Origin of the sequence: Streptomyces sp. NPDC086766 (assembly GCF_044746005.1) — a bacterium.
Classification (GTDB): Bacteria; Actinomycetota; Actinomycetes; order Streptomycetales; family Streptomycetaceae; genus Streptomyces.
In genome coordinates this window covers 466943-484578 of record NZ_JBIVBI010000001.1, presented here as the reverse complement: position 1 = coordinate 484578, position 17636 = coordinate 466943, and the positions used below count along the sequence as shown (strand labels likewise).

The following is a 17636-nucleotide window of genomic DNA, read 5'->3' as shown; positions in this document are numbered from 1 at the left end:
GTGCAGCGTGAAGGCTACCGCGCGGCCGTACGGCGGACGTCACCCCCGTCCGGGCGCATCGGCCGGATCCCTCACCACCGCAGGACCCACGGTTTGCCGCTCCCGGCGAAGTGCCCCACGTTCACGCACTCGGTGGCGCCGATCCGCATCCGGCGCACCAGCGGCTGGTGGACATGGCCGAAGAGCGCGTACCGGGGCCTGGTCCGGCGGATCGCGTCCAGCAGCGCCCGGCTGCCGCGTTCGAAGCGGCGGGCCACGGTGTCGTAGACGAGCTCCGGCACCTCGGGCGGGATGTGCGTGCAGAGCACGTCCACCTCGCCGACGGCCTCGATCTTCGCCGCGTACTCCTCGTCGTCGATCTCGTACGGCGTCCGCATGGGCGTCCTGAGTCCACCGCCGACGAAGCCGAAGACCCGGCCGTGGATCTCCACCCGCTCCCCGTCGAGCACGCGGGTGCCGGGACGGGCGTACTCGCGCCACAGGGGCGGCATGTCGACGTTGCCGTAGGTGGCGTACGTAGGGGTGGGGAACGCGGCGAAGAGCTCGGTGTACTGCTTGCGCACCGCCCGCTCGATCACCGCGGCCCGGTCCCCGTCGATGCCCGCCCACAGGCGGGCGCCGAGCTCCCGGGCCTCGGCGAAGCGGCGGGCGGTGCGCAGCTCGACCAGCCGGTGGGCGTTCTCCACGCCGAACAGGTCGGGGAAGATGCCGCGCGAGTGGTCGGCGTAGTCGAGGAAGAGGATCAGGTCGCCGAGGCAGACCAGCGCGTCCGCCCCCTCGCCGGCCCGGGCCAGGTCACGGACGTTGCCGTGGACGTCGCTGACCACGTGGACGCGTGTCCCCCGCCCACCGGCTGATGTGGATGCCATGGCGATCAAGCGTATGCCTGTGCGGCATACGTGAACAGGGACCGCCGAACCCTGGGTTACTGGCCAGTCAGTTCATACGTCGACTACTGTGCGCGAAGGAACATCAATCCGTGTGACGCGGCGAACATCTCGCCGGGCCCCCTGTCGAAGAAGCCATACCGGCGGGTAACGTCCGGGCCGTCCAGTCGTGCTCTGGATTTCAACCACCGCGCCCTCGCGGCCGCTGGCGAAGCCCCGGGCATCCGACCGAGCCTTGGACCGGACCGTCGCATCACACAACGTCGTGGCGCCGGCGCCCTATGAGGAGCAGCAGTCTTGCGCGAGTTCAGCCTTCCGGCTTTGTACGAGGTCCCCGCGGACGGGAATCTGACCGACATCGTCCGCAGAAACGCCGCGCAGCACCCCGACGTCGCCGTCATCGCGCGCAAGGCGGGCGGCACGTGGCAGGACGTGACCGCCACCGCCTTCCTGGCCGAGGTCCACGCCGCCGCCAAGGGACTCATCGCCTCCGGCATCCGGCCCGGCGACCGGGTGGGCCTGATGTCCCGCACGCGCTACGAGTGGACGCTGCTGGACTTCGCGATCTGGTGCGCGGGCGCGGTCACCGTACCGGTGTACGAGACCAGTTCGCCCGAGCAGGTGCAGTGGATCCTCAGCGACTCCGGCGCGACGGCCTGTGTCGTGGAACTGGACGGCCACGCCGCCGCCGTCGAGTCGGTGCGCGCGACGCTGCCCGCGCTGAAGCACGTCTGGCAGATCGAGGCCGGCGGTCTCGAGGAACTCGCGCGCGCCGGACAGGACATCAGCGACGCTACCGTCGAGGAGCGCAGCTCGCTGGCGAAGGCCGACGACGCGGCGACCATCGTCTACACCTCCGGCACCACCGGCCGCCCCAAGGGCTGCGTGCTCTCCCACCGCAGCTTCTTCGCCGAGTGCGGCAACATCGTCGAGCGGCTGCGCCCGCTCTTCCGGACCGGCGAGTGCTCGGTGCTGCTCTTCCTGCCGCTCGCGCACGTCTTCGGGCGGCTGGTGCAGATCGCGCCGATGATGGCGCCGATCAAGCTGGGCTGCGTCCCGGACATCAAGAACCTCACCGACGAACTGGCCGCCTTCCGGCCGACGCTGGTGCTGGGCGTCCCGCGCGTCTTCGAGAAGGTCTACAACTCGGCGCGCGCCAAGGCCCAGGCGGACGGCAAGGGCAAGATCTTCGACAAGGCCGCGGACACCGCGATCGCGTACAGCAAGGCGCTGGACACCCCCTCGGGCCCGTCGCTCGGCCTGCGGATCAAGCACAAGACCTTCGACAAGCTCGTCTACGGCAAGCTGCGCGCGGTCCTCGGCGGCCGCGGCGAGTACGCGATCTCCGGCGGCGCCCCGCTCGGCGAGCGCCTCGGGCACTTCTTCCGCGGCATCGGCTTCACCGTCCTCGAGGGCTACGGCCTGACCGAGTCCTGCGCGGCGACCGCCTTCAACCCCTGGGACCGGCAGAAGATCGGCACGGTCGGGCAGCCGCTGCCCGGCTCGGTCATCCGCATCGCGGACGACGGGGAGGTGCTGCTGCACGGCGAGCACCTGTTCAAGGAGTACTGGAACAACCCCGGAGCGACCGCGGAGGCGCTGGCCGACGGCTGGTTCCACACCGGTGACATCGGCACCCTCGACGAGGACGGCTACCTCAGGATCACCGGCCGCAAGAAGGAGATCATCGTCACCGCGGGCGGCAAGAACGTCGCCCCGGCCGTGATCGAGGACCGCATCCGGGCGCACGCGCTGGTCGCGGAGTGCATGGTGGTGGGCGACGGGCGGCCGTTCGTGGGCGCGCTGGTCACCCTGGACGAGGAGTTCCTGGGCCGCTGGGCCGCCGAGCACGGCAAGCCGGCGGGCTCCACCGCGGCGTCGCTGCGCGAGGACCCGGACCTGCTCGCGGCGATCCAGGACGCGGTCGACGACGGCAACGCCGCGGTGTCGAAGGCGGAATCGGTGCGGAAGTTCCGCGTGCTGTCCTCCCAGTTCACGGAGGAGTCGGGCCACCTCACGCCGTCGCTGAAGCTGAAGCGGAACGTGGTCGCGAAGGACTACGCGGACGAGATCGAGGCGATCTACGCGAAGTAGCCGCCCTGCGGCGGTTGACGGCGCGGTGTCCTCGGCGAGGACCCGCGCCGTCGTCCGTTCGGAGAGCGCGATGGCCTTCCGGGCCGGCCCGAGGCGCGGCGGGGCGAAGGCCGGGCGGCGGAGCGGAGGCCTCGCGGCTGCGGGGGCGGGGGGCCTCGCGGCGGCGCGGACGCGCTACAGCAGCTCCTCCAGCGCCCCGGCCAGCAGGTCCCAGCGCCACTTCGTCTCGACCCACTGCCGCCCCCGCTCGCCCATCCGGCGGCGCAGCGCGGCGTCGCCGAGCAGCGCGACGACGCGGTCGGCGACGTCCTGCGGGGAGCCGCCGCGCACCACCCAGCCGGTCTCGCCGTCGAGCACCGCGTCGGGCGCGCCTCCGGAGTCGCCGGCGACCACGGGCAGTCCGGTCGCGGACGCCTCCAGGTAGACGATGCCGAGCCCCTCGACGTCCAGCCCGCCGCGCCGGGTGCGGCACGGCATGGCGAACACGTCACCGGCGCCGTAGTGCGCGGGCAGCTCCGCCCAGGGCACCGCGCCGGTGAAGCGGACGGAGCCGGCCACCCCGGTCTCCTGCGCGAGCCGGCGCAGGTCCTTCTCGTACGGCCCGCCGCCGACGATCAGCAGCACGGCGTCCGGCTCGGCGGACAGGATCCGGGGCAGGGCACGGATGAGGGTGTCCTGGCCCTTGCGCGGCACGAGCCGGGAGACGCACACGACGACGGGCCGGTCGGTGAGCCCGAGCCGGGCCCGCACCTCGTCGCCGCCGGAACCGGGGTGGAAGGTCTTCTCGTCGACGCCGGGCGGCAGTTGGACCATCCGTCCGGCGGCCGCGGGGGTCAGCGCGCCGGCGATCCGGGAGCGGGTGTACTCGCCGAGGTAGGTGAGGGTGTCCGTCGCCTCCCCGATCCGGCGCAGCAGCCCCCGGGCGGCGGGCAGTTGCGCCCATCCCGCCTCGTGGCCGTGGGTGGTGGCCACCAGCCGCTTCGCGCCGGCCCGGCGCAGCGCCGGCGCCATGAGGCCGAGCGGCGCGGCCGCCCCGAACCACACCGAGCTGCATCCGTGCTCGCGCAGCAGCCCGACCGCGCGCCGGGTAGCCCCCGGGGTCGGCAGCAGCATCGTCGTGCGGTCGCGTACGACGGTGAAGGGCTGTTCCGCGTCGAAGGCGGCGGTCGCCTCGGCGCCCTCCCGGCCGCGCTTCCAGGTGGAGGCGTAGACGACCAGCCGCTCCGGGTCCATCCGCAGCGCCATGTTGTGCAGGAACGCCTGGATGCCGCCCGGGCGGGGCGGGAAGTCGTTGGTGACGATCAGGGTCTTGTGCATCGCCGCCGACCCTATCCAACCCCGGGCGGACGGACCGACACGGCCGCCGCCGCCCGCCCGCCGCCGCCCGCCGGAGCGGGCCCGGCGCCGCACCACGGGGCGCCTCCCCCGGACACCCGGCTCACCCGGGCCCCTCCCGAGGACACGCCGCTCACCCGAGTCCCTCCCGCAGATACGCCCGCCACCGCGCGGTGAAGTCCGCCAGGTTCGTCCCCAGCACCCGGTGCAGGGCGTCCTCCACCGCGCCGGGGCGCCGGTGGTGCCCGCCCACGGCCTGGTAGAAGGCGCGCAGCCGGTCCTCGCCCCACTGGCCGGCGATCATCCGGCAGGCCATCCAGCCGCCCTCGTAGGCCTCCGCGAGCCGGGTCGCGTCCCCGGCGAAGCCGAAGGCGCGGTCGGCCGGGAGCGCCGCGGGCACCCGTCCCTCGGCCACGGCGCTCCGCAGCTCGGGCGCGGCCTGGACCGGGGTGCGCCCGGTGCCGCGGTAGCCGACCCAGTCGGCGTACCCCTCGGAGAGCCACAGCGGGGTGGCCGGGTTGGTGCGGGCGCGGGTGGCGACATGGGTCGTCTCGTGGGTGAGCACGACCTGTCTGCCGAGCGGGCCGAGCATCCCGTAGGCGTCGGGGTTGACGATGATCCGGTCGGCGGGGGCGCGGCCCGAGCCTCCCGCCTCGCCGGTGGTGACGGCGGCGATCCCGCGGTATCCGGAGGCGGGCGAGCCGAGCAGCCCGGCCATCCCCTCCAGGGACTTCGGGACGAGCACCACCACCCGGCGGCTCCAGCCGGCGCCCCACGCGTCGGACACCGCGGGCACCGCCCGGTCGGCCAGGTCCGCGTAGCCGTGCAGAGCCCGGCCGCTCTGCCCGACCCCGAGGACGATGCCGTGCCGTCCCCGGACCACCGAGACCGCGCCCTGGTCCCACAGCTGCTGGGCGGCCTTCGTCGCGGGCCGGTCGGAGTCCACGCGCCACGTCCCGCCGGGCCCGGCGTGCAGGGTGAGCCTGCGGCCCGCGACGACGGGCGCGCGGTCGTACCCGGTCACCCGGTAGCGCAGCTCCGCGTCGGCGGTGGCCGTGCCGCCCCCGCGGTGCAGTCCGGTCAGGCGGTAGGACCAGTCGGCGAACGGCACCGCCCGCAGGTCGGCGTACGAGGCCCGGTCGCCGGTGGCGGCGTACGCCCGCTCGTCGTGGTGGAGGACCGCCCGCGCCCGTCGGTCGAGCACGTCCTGCACCTGCGCCCGGGCGGTGTCGGCCGCGGACCGGCCGCCGCAGGCCGTCAGCGACGTCAGCAGCAGGCAGAGCGCCACCGCCGCAGATCCCGATGCCCGCCGTCGACCAGCCATTTCACGATCGTACGGCGGTGCACCGGCTGGCGTCAGACCCTGGTGACCGACGAGATCGGCATCATGTCCACCGGGTCGTAGCGCACGGGCGCGCCGGGATGGGGGGCGTGGATGACCCGGCCGCCGCCGACGTACATGGCGATATGGCCGGCGTCGGACCGGTAGACGACGAGGTCGCCGGGGCGGGCCTCGGAGAGCGGGATCCGCCGCCCGGCGTACCGCTGTTCCTGCGAGGTGCGCGGCAGTTGCACCCCGGCCTGCGCGTACGACCACTGCATGAGGCCCGAACAGTCGAAGGTGGAGGGGCCGTTGGCGCCCCAGACGTAGGGGCGGCCGAGGGCGGAGCGGGCGGCGGCGAGGGCCGCGGCCGCCCGGGCGGAGGCGGCCGGGCCCTCGATCAGGCCGGAGAGATCGTCGCGGCCCGAGCGGGAGGCCCGGTCGTAGGCCGCGCGCTCCGCCGGGGGAAGCGCCTGCAACAGCAGCCGGGCCCGGGCGAGCTTCCGCTCCACGGTCCGCTTGTGGGCGGCGGCGGCCCCGCGGCTCCTCTCCAGCTCGCCGAGGGCGCGGGACGCCTCGGCGCGCTCCTGGGTGAGTTCGCGCAGCGCCTTGCGCAGGTCCGCGAGCTCGCCGGCCTGGTGGGCGTTGATCCGGCCGAGCACGGACGCCTTGTCGAGGTAGTCGGCCGGGTCGTCGGCGAACAGCAGGGCCAGCGACGGGTCGAGGCCGCCGGAACGGTACTCCGCGCCGGCCAGCGCGCCCAGCGTCCCCCGCAGGTCGTTGACGCGCTGCTGCTGCCGGGCGACGCGGTCCTGGGAGTAGCGCACCTGACGGCGCAGCAGGCCCGCGCGCTCCCCGGCCCGGTTGTACGCCTCGGTCGCCTTCTCGGCCTCCTCGTACAGGCGGTCCACCTCGGCCCGGGTGGGTACGTGCGGTGCGGCGACGGCCGGGACGGCGCCCAGCGCGGCGGCCGCGGCGGACAGCGCGCAGAGCGCGGCACCGGCGCCCCGGTCGAACCCGGACGGTGCATGGCGGCGATGAGACCCCACGGGAAGCCGACTCCTTCCGCTGGCGGACATGACCGTCTCCCGGCGCCGGGACGGAGGGCCGCCCCCGCGGCTGGGGGAAACGCGCCAGACAGTAGCCGCGCGGACCGGCCCGGGCCACGTGCGGCGGGCGGGCGCACAACGCGGCGCCCCGCCTCTGACGCAGGTCATCGGCGGGGCGCGGGGGTCAGCGCGGGTCGTGGTGATTCGCCCGTTCGGACGGTACGACCGCTGGATCCGGGAGCGGTGTCAGACGCGGACGCCGAACATGAACGGGCCGCCGATGGTGCTCATCGACTCGTAGCGGACGACCGTGCCGGTGCGCGGGGCGTGCAGGATCTGGCCGTTGCCGGCGTACAGGCCCACGTGGTGGATGTCGTTGAAGAAGAACACCAGGTCGCCGACCTGGAGCTGGCTCTGCGAGTAGATCCGGGTGCCGATGTTGGCCTGCGCCTGGGAGGTGCGCGGGATGGAGACGCCGGCCTGGGCGTAGGCCCAGGAGGTCAGGCCCGAGCAGTCGAAGGAGGACGGGCCGGTGGCGCCGTAGACGTAGGGCGAGCCGATCTTGCTCTGGGCGGCGGAGAACGCGGCGCCCGCGCGGCCCGAGGCGGGGGGCGTGTTGCCGTCCAGGACGCTGCGCTCGCTGGCCCGGGTGGCGCGCGCCTGCTCGGCCGCCAGCTCCGCCTTCTCCTTGGCGGTCATGGAGTTGAGCAGCTTCTGCGCCTCGGCGAGCTTGCTCTGGACTTCCGTCTTCTTCTTGCCCAGCTCGGTGCGGGTGGAGGCGAGGTCCTTGAGTTTCTCGGCGGCCTCGGCGCGCTCCTGGGCCAGTTCGCGCTGTTTGTCCTGGATCTTCTTCAGCGCGTCGACCTGCTGGCTGCTCAACTGGTCGAGCGTGGAGGCCTTGTCGAGGTAGTCGTCCGGGTCCGAGGAGAGGAACAGCTGGACGGAGGGGTCGATCCCGCCGGTGCGGTACTGGCCTGCGGCCATCGAACCGAGGCCGTCGCGCAGCTTGTTGAGCTCCTCCTGGCCGCGGGCGACGTTGTCCTGGATGGTGGAGATCTCCTTCTGGAGCTTCTCCTGCTTCTCCTTGGCCCCGTTGAACTTCTCGGTGGCCTGCTCCGCCTGCTCGTAGAGGGCGTCGACCTTGGCCTTGACCTCGTCCTTGCTCGGCTTGGCGCTGGGCGCCGCGTTGGCGGCCTGAGCACTGATGGCTACGGCTGCAGCCGCCGCGGTGGTGAGCACGGTCACGCGCGCACGGCTGGGCTGCTTGGGTCGACGGTGGGACGCCACGGAAGCGAGCTCCTTCTTCTGAGTGATCACCCGCTCGGAGGTTCGACGCCAGACCCTAGTGACCTCATCGTGATTAATTCAAATCCTCCCACCAGAAAATCCCGTCCCGCAATGCATTCTTTGCACTCAACTCACACCAAGTGAGCCCCGCTTGACGCTACGTGCCGCGAGGCAGCCCTCAATTCGGGCATTGCGGCGCTACGTTGCGCTTGGGATACAGGGCGCCTTACGCCCGATTTCAGCCGCGGGACAGGCGCTTGAGGAGCACCGCGGACGCCACCGGCCGCGCCCCCGCCCTGGCGACCCCGTCGGCCACCTCGCGGTCGGTGGAGGCGACGATCACCGGCCGCCCCGGCGGCTCGGCGCGCACCAGCTGGCGGATCAGCTCGTCGGCGGTGACGCCCGGCTTGGAGAACAGCACGCGCACCCCGCGCGGCGGCGCGAGCAGCACCGGGGCCGCCAGCTCGGCCCCGTCGAAGACGCAGGTGACCTCGGCGCCGGTCTGCGCGGCGAGTTGCGAGAGCTGGCCCAGCAGCCGCAGCCGCTGCTTCTCCAGCGGCATCTGCGGATAGCCGGTCTTGGTCACGTTGTAGCCGTCGACGACCAGATGCGCCTGCGGCAGCGCGAGAAGCTGGTCGAGGATGGCGGGGTCGTTCTCCGACAGCGCGCGGGCGGCGATGTCCTTGGGGGTCATCCGTCCCGGCTCGACCGCGTCCACGGTCTCCGCGGGGCGTACGGAGACCGGCGGCAGCGCCAGTTCCCGGCGCAGCCCCTGGGCGGCGTCCAGCACGGTGTCCAGCAGCAGCCGTACCCGCATGTCCTCGACGCTGCGGCCCTCGCGGGCGGCCCGGCGGGTGGCCTCCAGGGCCGCCTCCGCCTCGCCGAGGCGGGCCTTGAGGCGCCGGGTCTCGCTCTCCGCGGCCGACACCTGCGCCTGCCCGTCGGCCCGCAGCGCCTCGGTCTCGCCCCGGACCTTGCGCAGCGCGGCCTCGCCCCGCTTGACGTCGCTGAGCGCGGCCCGCAGCTTGCGGTGCAGGGACTCCGCCTCCTTCTTGGCCGCGTCCAGCTCGGCCCGCAGCCGCTCGGTCTCGGCCCGGGTCTGCTCGCGGGCCCGGTCGAGCTCCTCACGCAGCCGCTCCAGCTCGGCCCTGCTCTCCTCGTCGGCACGCTCGGCGTCCGCCCGCTGGGCCTCCTCGCCGGCGGCGGTCACCAGCTTCACCCAGCCCGTGGCGCGCAGCACGTAGGCCGCGGCCGCCACGTCGAGCGGGTCCGCGGCCGGAGGCGGGGAGCCGGAGTCCAGGGCGGCGGACAGCTCCGGCTGGGCCTCTCTGAACTTGTCCCCGACGCGCTGCCGGAACAGCGCGTCGGTCTCCAGCGCCGCCGCCATGGCGTTGCCCGCGAACTTCGCCCGCCGGTTCGGGGTGAACCGGGCGTACTGCCGCAGCTGCGCCGGCAGCTCGGTGAAGGTCAGCCCGCCGAACGCGTCGGACACGATCTGCACCACCCTGCGGCGCACGCCGTCGGGCAGCGGACGGTCGAGCACCTCAGCGGCGCCGTCGCCCGGCCCCCCGCCGTGTGTCTCCACCATCCGTCACCCCAATGTCCGGTGTGATCCCCCGCGGGGACCACGGTTGCGGGGCCGGCTCCGCTCAGGAGGCGGCGCCCGGCCTGTCCACGAGTTCGACCTGGTCCACCGCGTTGCACCAGCGGCAGCGCACCGACTCGATGGTCTCACTGACCACTTCGCGCTCCTCGACCGTGGGCTCGCCGGCCAGATCGAGGTGCACGTACTCGACGACCTTCGACGAGCGCGTCACGTCGAAGCGGGTGAGATTGCCGCACAGGGCGCAGCGCCACCGCGTCGTGGCGGTCGGCAGGGGAACCGTCATCGTGGCTGTTCGCCTTCCTTACCAGTGTGTGACGCCCCGGCTTCCCCGGCGCGTGTGGCTCGTAACCCTACGGCGTGGCGCCGCCTCGCCGCCCGTCCGTCCACGGCGGCGAGGCGGTCTGCGCCGGTGCGTCCCATTACGCCATGCTCTGTTCCGTGAGCGGCAACGGAAGTGCGGCGGCGGGCATGACGGCCCGGGTGGTCAGGGCGGTGCGGAGCGCGCCGGCGCCGATGACGTACGTCCTGATCCTCCTGTGCTGCCTGGTCTTCCTGGCCGGTCCGGCGGCGGGACTCGATCCGGCGTACGGCACCGGCGACGGGCTGCTCGCCGCCCAGCGGGCCTACTTCCGCCGCTGGGGGGTGATCCCCACCGAGCTGTTCGAGGGCGCGCCGCGGGCCGCCCTGACCCCGGCGACGGCCCTGTTCGTGCACGGCAGCTGGGTGCATCTGCTCGGCAACATGCTCTTCCTCTACGTCTTCGGGACGATGACCGAGGAACGGATGGGCCGCCTGCAGTTCACGCTGTTCTACGTCGGCTGCGGCTACCTGGCCCTCCTTGGCTACGCGGCCGCCAACGCCGCGTCCGGACAGACCCTGGTGGGGGCGTCCGGCGCGATCTCGGCGGTCCTCGGCGCGTTTCTGTACCTGTTCCCCAGGGCCCGGGTGACCAGTCTCTTCCCGTTCCTGTTCTTCCTGCCGCTGCGCTTCCCGGCCTGGGTGGTGCTGCCCTTCTGGGCGGCTCTGCAGTGGATGGCGGCCGGGCGGACCGCCCAGGGGCCGCAGGTGGCCTACCTGGCGCACCTGGTCGGCTTCGGGCTCGGCTTCGGCTTCGCGTGGGCCCGGTTCGGCCGGGCGACTATTGTGAGGTCCGCCCCTGCTCCGGCCCCCGAGGGAGAGAACCAGCCGTGATCACCGCGATCGTGCTCATCAAGACCAGCGTGGACCGGATCCCCGAGATCGCCGAGCAGATCGCGTCGCTGGACTCCGTGAGCGAGGTCTTCTCCGTCACCGGCACCTACGACCTGATCGCCATGGTGCGGGTGCGGGAGCACGAGGACCTCGCCGAGGTCATCCCCGGCCGGATCAGCAAGATCCCGGGTGTGGAGGCCACGGACACCCACGTGGCCTTCCGTACGTACTCCCAGCACGACCTGGAGGCGGCCTTCGCCATCGGGCTGGACTCCTGACCGGGCCCTCGGGCCCGGACCGGGCTCCTCGACCACCGGCGCGAAGCTAGACCACCGGCACGCAGCGGCCGCCCTCCGTGCGGTACGTCCAGCGCGCGCCGTCCCGGACGAGTTCCCGCACCGCGCTCAGGAAGCGGTCGATGTGCTCGTCGGGGGTGCCGGCGCCGAAGCTGACGCGGACGGCGTGCGGGGAGCGCTCGCCGGCGGCGGTCTCCGGGGAGCCGCACCCTCCTCGCGCCCCCGCTCCCGCGCCGAGCAGCGTACGGAGCAGGGGGTGGGCGCAGAAGAGGCCGTCGCGGACGCCGATGCCGTACTCGGCGGAGAGCGCGGCCGCGAAGTGGGAGCTGTTCCAGCCCTCGACGACGAAGGACAGCACACCGACCCGGGGCGCGTCGTCGCCGAAGAGGGAGAGCACCCGCACCCCGGGCACCTCGGCGAGGCCCGCCCTGAGCCTGCGCAGCAGGTGCTGCTCGCGGGCGACGAGCGTGTCGAAGCCGGCCTCGGTGAGGGCCCGGCAGGCCGAGGCGACGGCGTAGGCGCCGATCACGTTGGGCGAGCCGGCCTCGTGGCGGGCGGCGCTCTCGTGCCACTCCACCTCCACTCCCCCGTCGGCGCGCCGGGCGACACCGCGGCTCGCGCCGCCGCCCGCCAGGTACGGCTCGGCGGCCCGCAGCCAGTCGGCGCGGCCGGCCAGGACGCCGGAGCCGAAGGGCGCGTACAGCTTGTGGCCGGAGAAGGCGACCCAGTCGACGTCGAGGTCGGTGACCGACACCGGGTGGTGCGGCGCGAGCTGGGCGGCGTCCAGGACGATCCGGGCGCCGTGCGCGTGCGCGGCGGCGGCCAGTTCCCGCACCGGCCACAGCTCGCCGGTGACGTTGGAGGCGCCGGTGACGCAGACCAGGGCCGGACCGTGGGGGTCGCGGTCCGCCAGGGCCCGCTCCAGGGTCTCCACGGCCTGCCGCGGGGTGCGCGGCGCGTCGAGGACGGTGACGCCGGCGTCCGGCCACGGCAGCAGCGCGGCGTGGTGCTCGGTCTCGAAGACGAAGACCCGGCAGCCGGCCGGCAGCGCGCGGGCCAGGAGGTTGAGGGAGTCGGTGGTGGACCGGGTGAAGACCACCTGGTCGCCCGGGCGGCAGCCGAGGAAACCCGCGACGGTCTCCCGGGCCTTCTCGAACAGGTCGGTGGAGAGCTGGGAGAGGTGGCCGGCGCCGCGGTGGACGCTTCCGTAGTACGGCGCGTAGGCGGCCACGTCGTCCCAGACGCGCTGGAGGGCGGGGGCGCTGGCCGCGTAGTCGAGCGCGGCGTACCCGGCCTCGCCGCCGGTGACGAGCGGAACGGTGACGTCCCGGCCCAGCACGGGCAGCGGGGGGCAGACGGCGGGGGCGGGGGCAGGGGCAGCGGTGGCGACGGACATGGCGAACTCCTGTGAGAGGCAAGCGGAATCACCGTGCGAGCGGCTGCGGCTCAAGCACGCGGGACGCTCCGGCACGGAGGAAGGTGAAAGGGGTGTGCGGAGGCGGGGCTCGACGCCCTAACGCATTCGCTTGCTCACGGAAGGCTCCCTCGAACGACCAGGACCCCTGGCCCCACGCTCATCGGAAAAGCGTGCGAGGGGTCCGCGCTTGCCGTGGACCTTGCTGTCCACGACCTGGTCCTCACCCGGGGCACCCCGCCACGGACGGAGGGTTGCCGGACAGCCGGCCGGGGCCGCATGGCTGTCGCTCATGACCTGGTCCACCATCCTGCCACACGATCTTCGACGCGCAAGGCGCGGTCCGGAATGCGGACCGCGCCCTGTCCCGTGCCGTGTGCGGATCAGGCGTTGCTGGCGGCCGCCCAGCGCTCCAGCACCCGCTTGGCCGCCCCGGAGTCGATCGCCCGCGCGGCCCTGTCCATGCCGGCGCGCAGCTGCTCCGCCAGCGTCCCGGAGCCCGGCTCCAGGGCGACCAGCGCGGCCGCCGAGTTCAGCAGCACGGCGTCGCGCACCGGGCCGGTCTCGCCGTCCAGCAGACGGCGGGCGACCTCGGCGTTGAAGGACGGGTCGCCCCCGCGCAGGGCCTCGACGGGCACCAGCTCGATGCCGACGTCCCGCGGGTCGAAGGTCTCCTCGGACACCTTGCCGTCCCGGACCACCCAGACGTGGGAGGTGGAGGTGGTGGTCAGCTCGTCCAGGCCGTCGTCCCCCCGGAAGACGAGGGAGGAGTTGCCGCGCTCGGCGAAGACGCCCGCGATGATCGGCGCCATCCGCGCGTCGGCCACGCCGACCGCCTGCGCCCGCACCTTCGCCGGGTTGGTCAGCGGACCGAGGAAATTGAAGACCGTACGGATGCCCAGCTGGCCCCGGGCCGCCGCCACATGGCGCAGCGCAGGGTGGAACTTCACCGCGAAGCAGAAGGTGATCCCGGCCTCCTCGGCGACCTGGGCCACCCGCCGCGGCGTCAGCCCCAGATTGACGCCCAGCTTCTCCAGGACGTCGGACGCCCCGGAGGCGGAGGACGCGGCCCGGTTGCCGTGCTTGACGACCTTCGCGCCCGTGCCGGCGACGACGATCGACGACATCGTGGAGATGTTGACCGTCTTGGCGCCGTCGCCGCCGGTGCCGACGATGTCGACGGTCTCGCCCGGCACCTCGATGACATTGGCGTGGTCGTACATCGCGCGGACCAGGCCGGTGATCTCCTCCACCGTCTCGCCCTTGGCCCGCAGCGCCACGACGAAACCGGCGATCTGGGCGTCGGTGGCCTCGCCGCGCATGATCCGGTCCATCGCCCAGGCCGTGTCGTCGGCGCTCTGGTCACGGCCGTCCAGCAGTCCGTTCAGCACCTGGGGCCAGGAACGGCCCGCCGCGGTGTCGCCTCCAGCGGGGGTCACAGCGCTCATCAGCCGCTCCTGGGTCGGTGTCCCGGACTGGGGACACGTGTCTCGAACAGTTCCACCCTATCCAGCCCGGGGCACGGGAAAGGGCCCCGTCCGTATGGAGGACAGGGCCCTTTCCTTGTGGCGTGCGCTGCGATCAGTGGTGGCCGTGGCCGCTCGTGATCTCCTTGTACTCCTCGACGCTCGGCTTGGTGATCTGGGAGTCCTCGCCGTAGTAGGCGCCGCTGAGCTTGGCGCGCAGCTTCTCGGACCCCTTCACCTTGCGCTCGACGCCGTTCTCGTCGACCGTCGGGCCGATCTCGGCCGGCTCGTACTGGTGGTGCGCCGTGAGGGTGTAGAGCTGCTCCTGGCTGAGCGGCTCGTGGACCTCGATGAACTCACCGTGCGGCAGGCGCTTGATGATGCCGGTCTCGCGACCGTGCAGCACCTTCTCCTTGTCCCGGCGCTGGAGGCCGAGGCAGATCCGCTTGGTGACGATGAACGCGACGACCGGCCCGGCGAAGAACGCGATCCGGACGAACCAGGTGACGGCGTTGAGCGACAGGTGGAAGTGGGTCGCGAACAGGTCGTTGCCGCCGCCGATCAGCCCCACCATGTAGATGGTGATCCAGGCGACACCGAACGCGGTACGCGTCGGGGCGTTGCGCGGGCGGTCCAGGATGTGGTGCTCGCGCTTGTCCCCGGTGACCCAGGACTCCACGAAGGGGTAGACCGCGATCATCATCAGCACGACGCCGAAGAGGGTCAGCGGGATGAACACGCCGAGGATCAGCGTGTGACCCCAGAAGTTGATCTCCCAGCCCGGCATCGCGCGGATGAGGCCCTCGGCGAAGCCCATGTACCAGTCCGGCTGGGCGCCGGTGGACACCTGGTCCGGCCGGTAGGGGCCCATGGACCAGATCGGGTTGATCGAGAACAGCGCCGCGATCGCCGCGATCGCGCCGAAGACCAGGAAGAAGAAGCCTCCGGCCTTGGCCATGTAGACCGGCAGCAGCGGCATGCCGACGACGTTCTCGTTGGTCTTTCCGGGGCCCGCGAACTGCGTGTGCTTGTGGTAGAAGACCAGGATCAGGTGGCCGACGACCAGACCGAGCATGATGCCCGGCAGCAGCAGGATGTGGATCGAGTAGAAGCGGGCCACGAAGTCGCCGCCCGGGAACTCGCCGCCGAAGAGGAAGAACGAGATGTACGTGCCGACGATCGGCACGGACAGGACCGCGCCCTCCATGAAGCGGACACCGGTGCCGGAGAGCAGGTCGTCCGGGAGCGAGTAGCCGGTGAAACCGGTGAACATGCCCAGGACGAACAGCAGGAAGCCGAACAGCCAGTTGATCTCACGCGGCTTGCGGAACGCGCCGGTGAAGAAGACGCGCATCATGTGCACGAACATGCCGCCGAGGAAGATCAGCGCGGCCCAGTGGTGGATCTGCCGGATGAGCAGGCCACCGCGCACGTCGAAGGAGATGTGCAGGGTCGAGCTGAACGCCTCGCTCATCAGCTGTCCCTGCAGCGGGACGTACGAGCCGTGGTACTCCACCTCGTTCATCGACGGGTGGAAGAACAGCGTCAGGTACACACCCGTGAGGATGATGATGAGGAAGCTGTAGAGGCAGACCTCGCCCAACATGAACGACCAGTGGTCGGGGAAGATCTTGCGCATGTTGGCCTTGGCCAGGGAGTAGATCCCGAGCCGGCCGTCCGCCCAGTCGGCGACGCGCTCGCCGGCCGGTGCCTTGCCGCGGGAGCGGCCCGTGGCGTCAGCCGGATTGGTGTTGCTGGATGCAGTGCTCATCCGCGCTCCCAGAAGGCAGGACCGACGGGTTCCTCGAAGTCGCCGAGCGCCTGGAGGTAACCCTCGCTGTCCACGCCGATCCGCAGCTGCGGCAGGGCGTGGCCGGCGGGGCCGAAGATCACTCGGGCACCGTCGGAGAGGTCGAAGGTGGACTGGTGGCACGGGCACAGCACGTGGTGCGTCTGCTGCTCGTACAGGGAGATCGGGCAGCCCACGTGGGTGCAGATCTTCGAGTAGGCCACGATGCCCTGGTGCGACCAGTCGAGTTCGCGCTTGTCCTTGATGTTGTCCGGCTGGAGCCGGACGATCATCAGGGCCGCCTTGGCGATCTCCTTCTGGAAGTCCTCGTCCGTCTCCTCCAGGCCGTCCGGCTTGGCGAAGGTCAGCGAGCCGACGGCCACGTCCTCGGGACGCAGCGGCTCGTTGGTGTTCATGTTGACGAGGCGCTTGCCCTTGGCCCACAGCGTGTGGCGGAGCTTGGTCTCGGGCAGCGGGCCGAGGTCGCGCAGCAGCACGAGGCCGGACAGCGGCACCAGGGTGAGCGCGCCGAGCATCGTGTTGCGGATCAGCTTGCGGCGGCCGAGCTGGGACTCCTTGGCGCCCTCCGCGAAGTCCGCGTGGACCTTCGCGCGGACCTCGGGGGAGGCCGCGATCGGGTGGCGCTCGTCGGCGATCTCCACGTCGGACATCAGGGTGCGGGCCCAGTGGACCGCGCCCGCGCCGATGGTGAACAGCGCGGTGCCCAGCGTCAGGCCGAGCGCGAAGTTCAGCGCGCTGATGTGGCCCAGCGGGAAGACGTAGATCACCTGGTCGGCCGGGATCGCCACGTAGGAGGCGATGAAGCCGACGGTGGCCAGCATCGACACCGTGAACAGCAGGGCCACGACGCGCTCGGACCGGCGTGCGGCCCGCTCGTCGATGTCCTGGACCCGGTGCTCGTGGGGCGGCAGACCGGGATCCGCGAACGGGTTCCGCTCGTCCGCGACGCCTACCGCGCCGTGCGCGGGGGCCTGCTCAGTGGGCAGGTTCTCTTCTGGAATCTCTTGGCTACTCATGACTTCTTGGCCTTTGCGGTCCGAGCGGCGACCCAGACGGCGACGGCGATCAGCGCGCCCAGTCCGAAGACCCAGGCGAACAGACCCTCACTGACCGGACCGAGGCCGCCCAGCTCGTAGCCGCCCGGAGTCACGGTCTCGTCGCCGTTGACCGCGTTCAGGTACGCGATGATGTCCTTCTTGTTCTTCCCCGTCATGGTGGTGTCGGGGAAGGACGGCATGTTCTGCGGGCCCGTCTGCATGGCCTCGTAGATGTGCTTCGGGCTCACGTTCTCGAGGTCCGGGGCGAACTTGCCGTGCGTCAGCGCACCGCCCTTGCCGACGAAGTTGTGGCACTGCGCGCAGTTGGTGCGGAACAGCTCGCCACCCTTGGCGATGTCCGCGCCCTCCGGGCTGTAGTCGTTCTTGGTGGGCACGGTGGGACCGGCGCCCAGGGACGCGACGTAGGCCGCGAGCTGGTCGATCTCGGCCTGCGAGTAGATGACCTTCTTCTTCGGGACCTGCGCCCCGGGCTGCTGGGCCGGCATACGGCCGGTGCCGACCTGGAAGTCGACGGCGGCGGCGCCGACACCCACCAGGCTCGGACCGTCAGTGGTGCCCTGGCCACCGGTGCCGTGGCAGCTGGCGCAGCCGACCTCGTAGAGCTTCTTGCCCTGCTCGATCGTGAGGGACTGGGCGGTGTCCTCGGCCTTCGCCTTGCTCGCGGGCGCGAACGCGGTGTACAGCCCCCCGGTGGCCGCCAGCGCGAGGAGTAGGACGACGACCGCCGCCAGCGGATGGCGTCGTCGTGCGGAGAGCTTTTTCACGGATTACCCCGGTGTCAGGATCTTCTGCGTCGATGCTTCTGGGACTTGGATCGGTTCG

Annotated in this window: 15 protein-coding genes and 1 riboswitch; of the genes, 3 read left to right on the top strand and 12 right to left on the bottom strand. The window is 72.3% G+C overall.

The window, feature by feature from the left end; translation table 11 throughout:
• Positions 1–71: 71 nt before the first annotated feature.
• Complete coding sequence (locus ACIPM1_RS02160) at positions 72–869, bottom strand: metallophosphoesterase (protein WP_402427676.1); 798 nt, start codon at positions 867–869, stop codon at positions 72–74.
• A 315-nt stretch (positions 870–1184) separates the two neighbouring features.
• On the opposite strand from ACIPM1_RS02160, the gene ACIPM1_RS02155 reads away from it, so the two are divergent.
• Positions 1185–2981 carry an AMP-dependent synthetase/ligase gene (locus ACIPM1_RS02155; RefSeq protein ID WP_356192886.1) on the top strand — a complete coding sequence of 599 codons (1797 nt, stop codon included), beginning with the start codon at positions 1185–1187 and terminating at the stop codon, positions 2979–2981.
• A 174-nt stretch (positions 2982–3155) separates the two neighbouring features.
• Here the strand turns inward: ACIPM1_RS02155 and ACIPM1_RS02150 are convergent, their stop codons facing one another.
• The 6 genes from ACIPM1_RS02150 to ACIPM1_RS02125 form a co-directional block, all read right to left on the bottom strand.
• A complete protein-coding gene (locus ACIPM1_RS02150) occupies positions 3156–4298 on the bottom strand; it encodes a glycosyltransferase family 4 protein (RefSeq protein WP_402427672.1) in 1143 nt (380 codons plus the stop codon).
• Between the two features lie 151 nt (positions 4299–4449).
• On the bottom strand, positions 4450–5640 hold the full coding sequence (locus tag ACIPM1_RS02145) for a hypothetical protein (protein WP_402427669.1): 1191 nt from the start codon (positions 5638–5640) through the stop codon (positions 4450–4452).
• Between the two features lie 32 nt (positions 5641–5672).
• Positions 5673–6686 (bottom strand): NlpC/P60 family protein, encoded by a 1014-nt coding sequence (locus tag ACIPM1_RS02140; protein WP_402427666.1) that lies wholly within the window; start codon positions 6684–6686, stop codon positions 5673–5675.
• 246 nt (positions 6687–6932) lie between these two features.
• Entirely contained in the window at positions 6933–7973 is a 1041-nt protein-coding gene (locus ACIPM1_RS02135; protein WP_356192876.1) for an NlpC/P60 family protein, read from the bottom strand.
• A gap of 238 nt (positions 7974–8211) precedes the next feature.
• Positions 8212–9561, bottom strand: a complete 1350-nt coding sequence (locus ACIPM1_RS02130; RefSeq protein WP_402427662.1) for an NYN domain-containing protein — start codon at positions 9559–9561, stop codon at positions 8212–8214.
• Positions 9562–9622: 61 nt separating this feature from the next.
• The gene (locus tag ACIPM1_RS02125; RefSeq protein ID WP_392194528.1) at positions 9623–9862 is read right to left on the bottom strand and encodes a hypothetical protein; all 240 of its coding nucleotides are present in this window, start codon (positions 9860–9862) and stop codon (positions 9623–9625) included.
• A gap of 185 nt (positions 9863–10047) precedes the next feature.
• Between ACIPM1_RS02125 and ACIPM1_RS02120 the strand changes: the two genes are divergently transcribed.
• Positions 10048–10770 carry a rhomboid family intramembrane serine protease gene (locus ACIPM1_RS02120; RefSeq protein WP_402428154.1) on the top strand — a complete coding sequence of 241 codons (723 nt, stop codon included), beginning with the start codon at positions 10048–10050 and terminating at the stop codon, positions 10768–10770.
• Complete coding sequence (locus ACIPM1_RS02115; RefSeq protein WP_356192868.1) at positions 10767–11048, top strand: Lrp/AsnC ligand binding domain-containing protein; 282 nt, start codon at positions 10767–10769, stop codon at positions 11046–11048. Before ACIPM1_RS02120 ends, ACIPM1_RS02115 begins: the two co-directional genes overlap by 4 nt.
• Before the next feature lie 46 nt (positions 11049–11094).
• Here ACIPM1_RS02115 and ACIPM1_RS02110 read toward each other — a convergent pair whose 3' ends face one another.
• The 5 genes from ACIPM1_RS02110 to ACIPM1_RS02090 form a co-directional block, all read right to left on the bottom strand.
• Positions 11095–12462, bottom strand: coding sequence for an aminotransferase class V-fold PLP-dependent enzyme (locus ACIPM1_RS02110; RefSeq protein ID WP_402427658.1), 1368 nt, complete (start codon positions 12460–12462; stop codon positions 11095–11097).
• Positions 12463–12661: 199 nt separating this feature from the next.
• Positions 12662–12778: riboswitch (SAM riboswitch) on the bottom strand.
• 85 nt (positions 12779–12863) lie between these two features.
• A complete protein-coding gene (trpD, locus tag ACIPM1_RS02105) occupies positions 12864–13928 on the bottom strand; it encodes an anthranilate phosphoribosyltransferase (protein WP_402427655.1) in 1065 nt (354 codons plus the stop codon).
• Positions 13929–14061: 133 nt separating this feature from the next.
• Entirely contained in the window at positions 14062–15717 is a 1656-nt protein-coding gene (locus tag ACIPM1_RS02100) for a cytochrome bc complex cytochrome b subunit (protein WP_402427652.1), read from the bottom strand.
• Entirely contained in the window at positions 15714–16772 is a 1059-nt protein-coding gene (locus tag ACIPM1_RS02095) for a Rieske 2Fe-2S domain-containing protein (protein ID WP_402427649.1), read from the bottom strand. Before ACIPM1_RS02095 ends, ACIPM1_RS02100 begins: the two co-directional genes overlap by 4 nt.
• On the bottom strand, positions 16769–17578 hold the full coding sequence (locus tag ACIPM1_RS02090) for a c-type cytochrome (protein WP_356192855.1): 810 nt from the start codon (positions 17576–17578) through the stop codon (positions 16769–16771). Before ACIPM1_RS02090 ends, ACIPM1_RS02095 begins: the two co-directional genes overlap by 4 nt.
• Positions 17579–17636 lie beyond the last annotated feature (58 nt).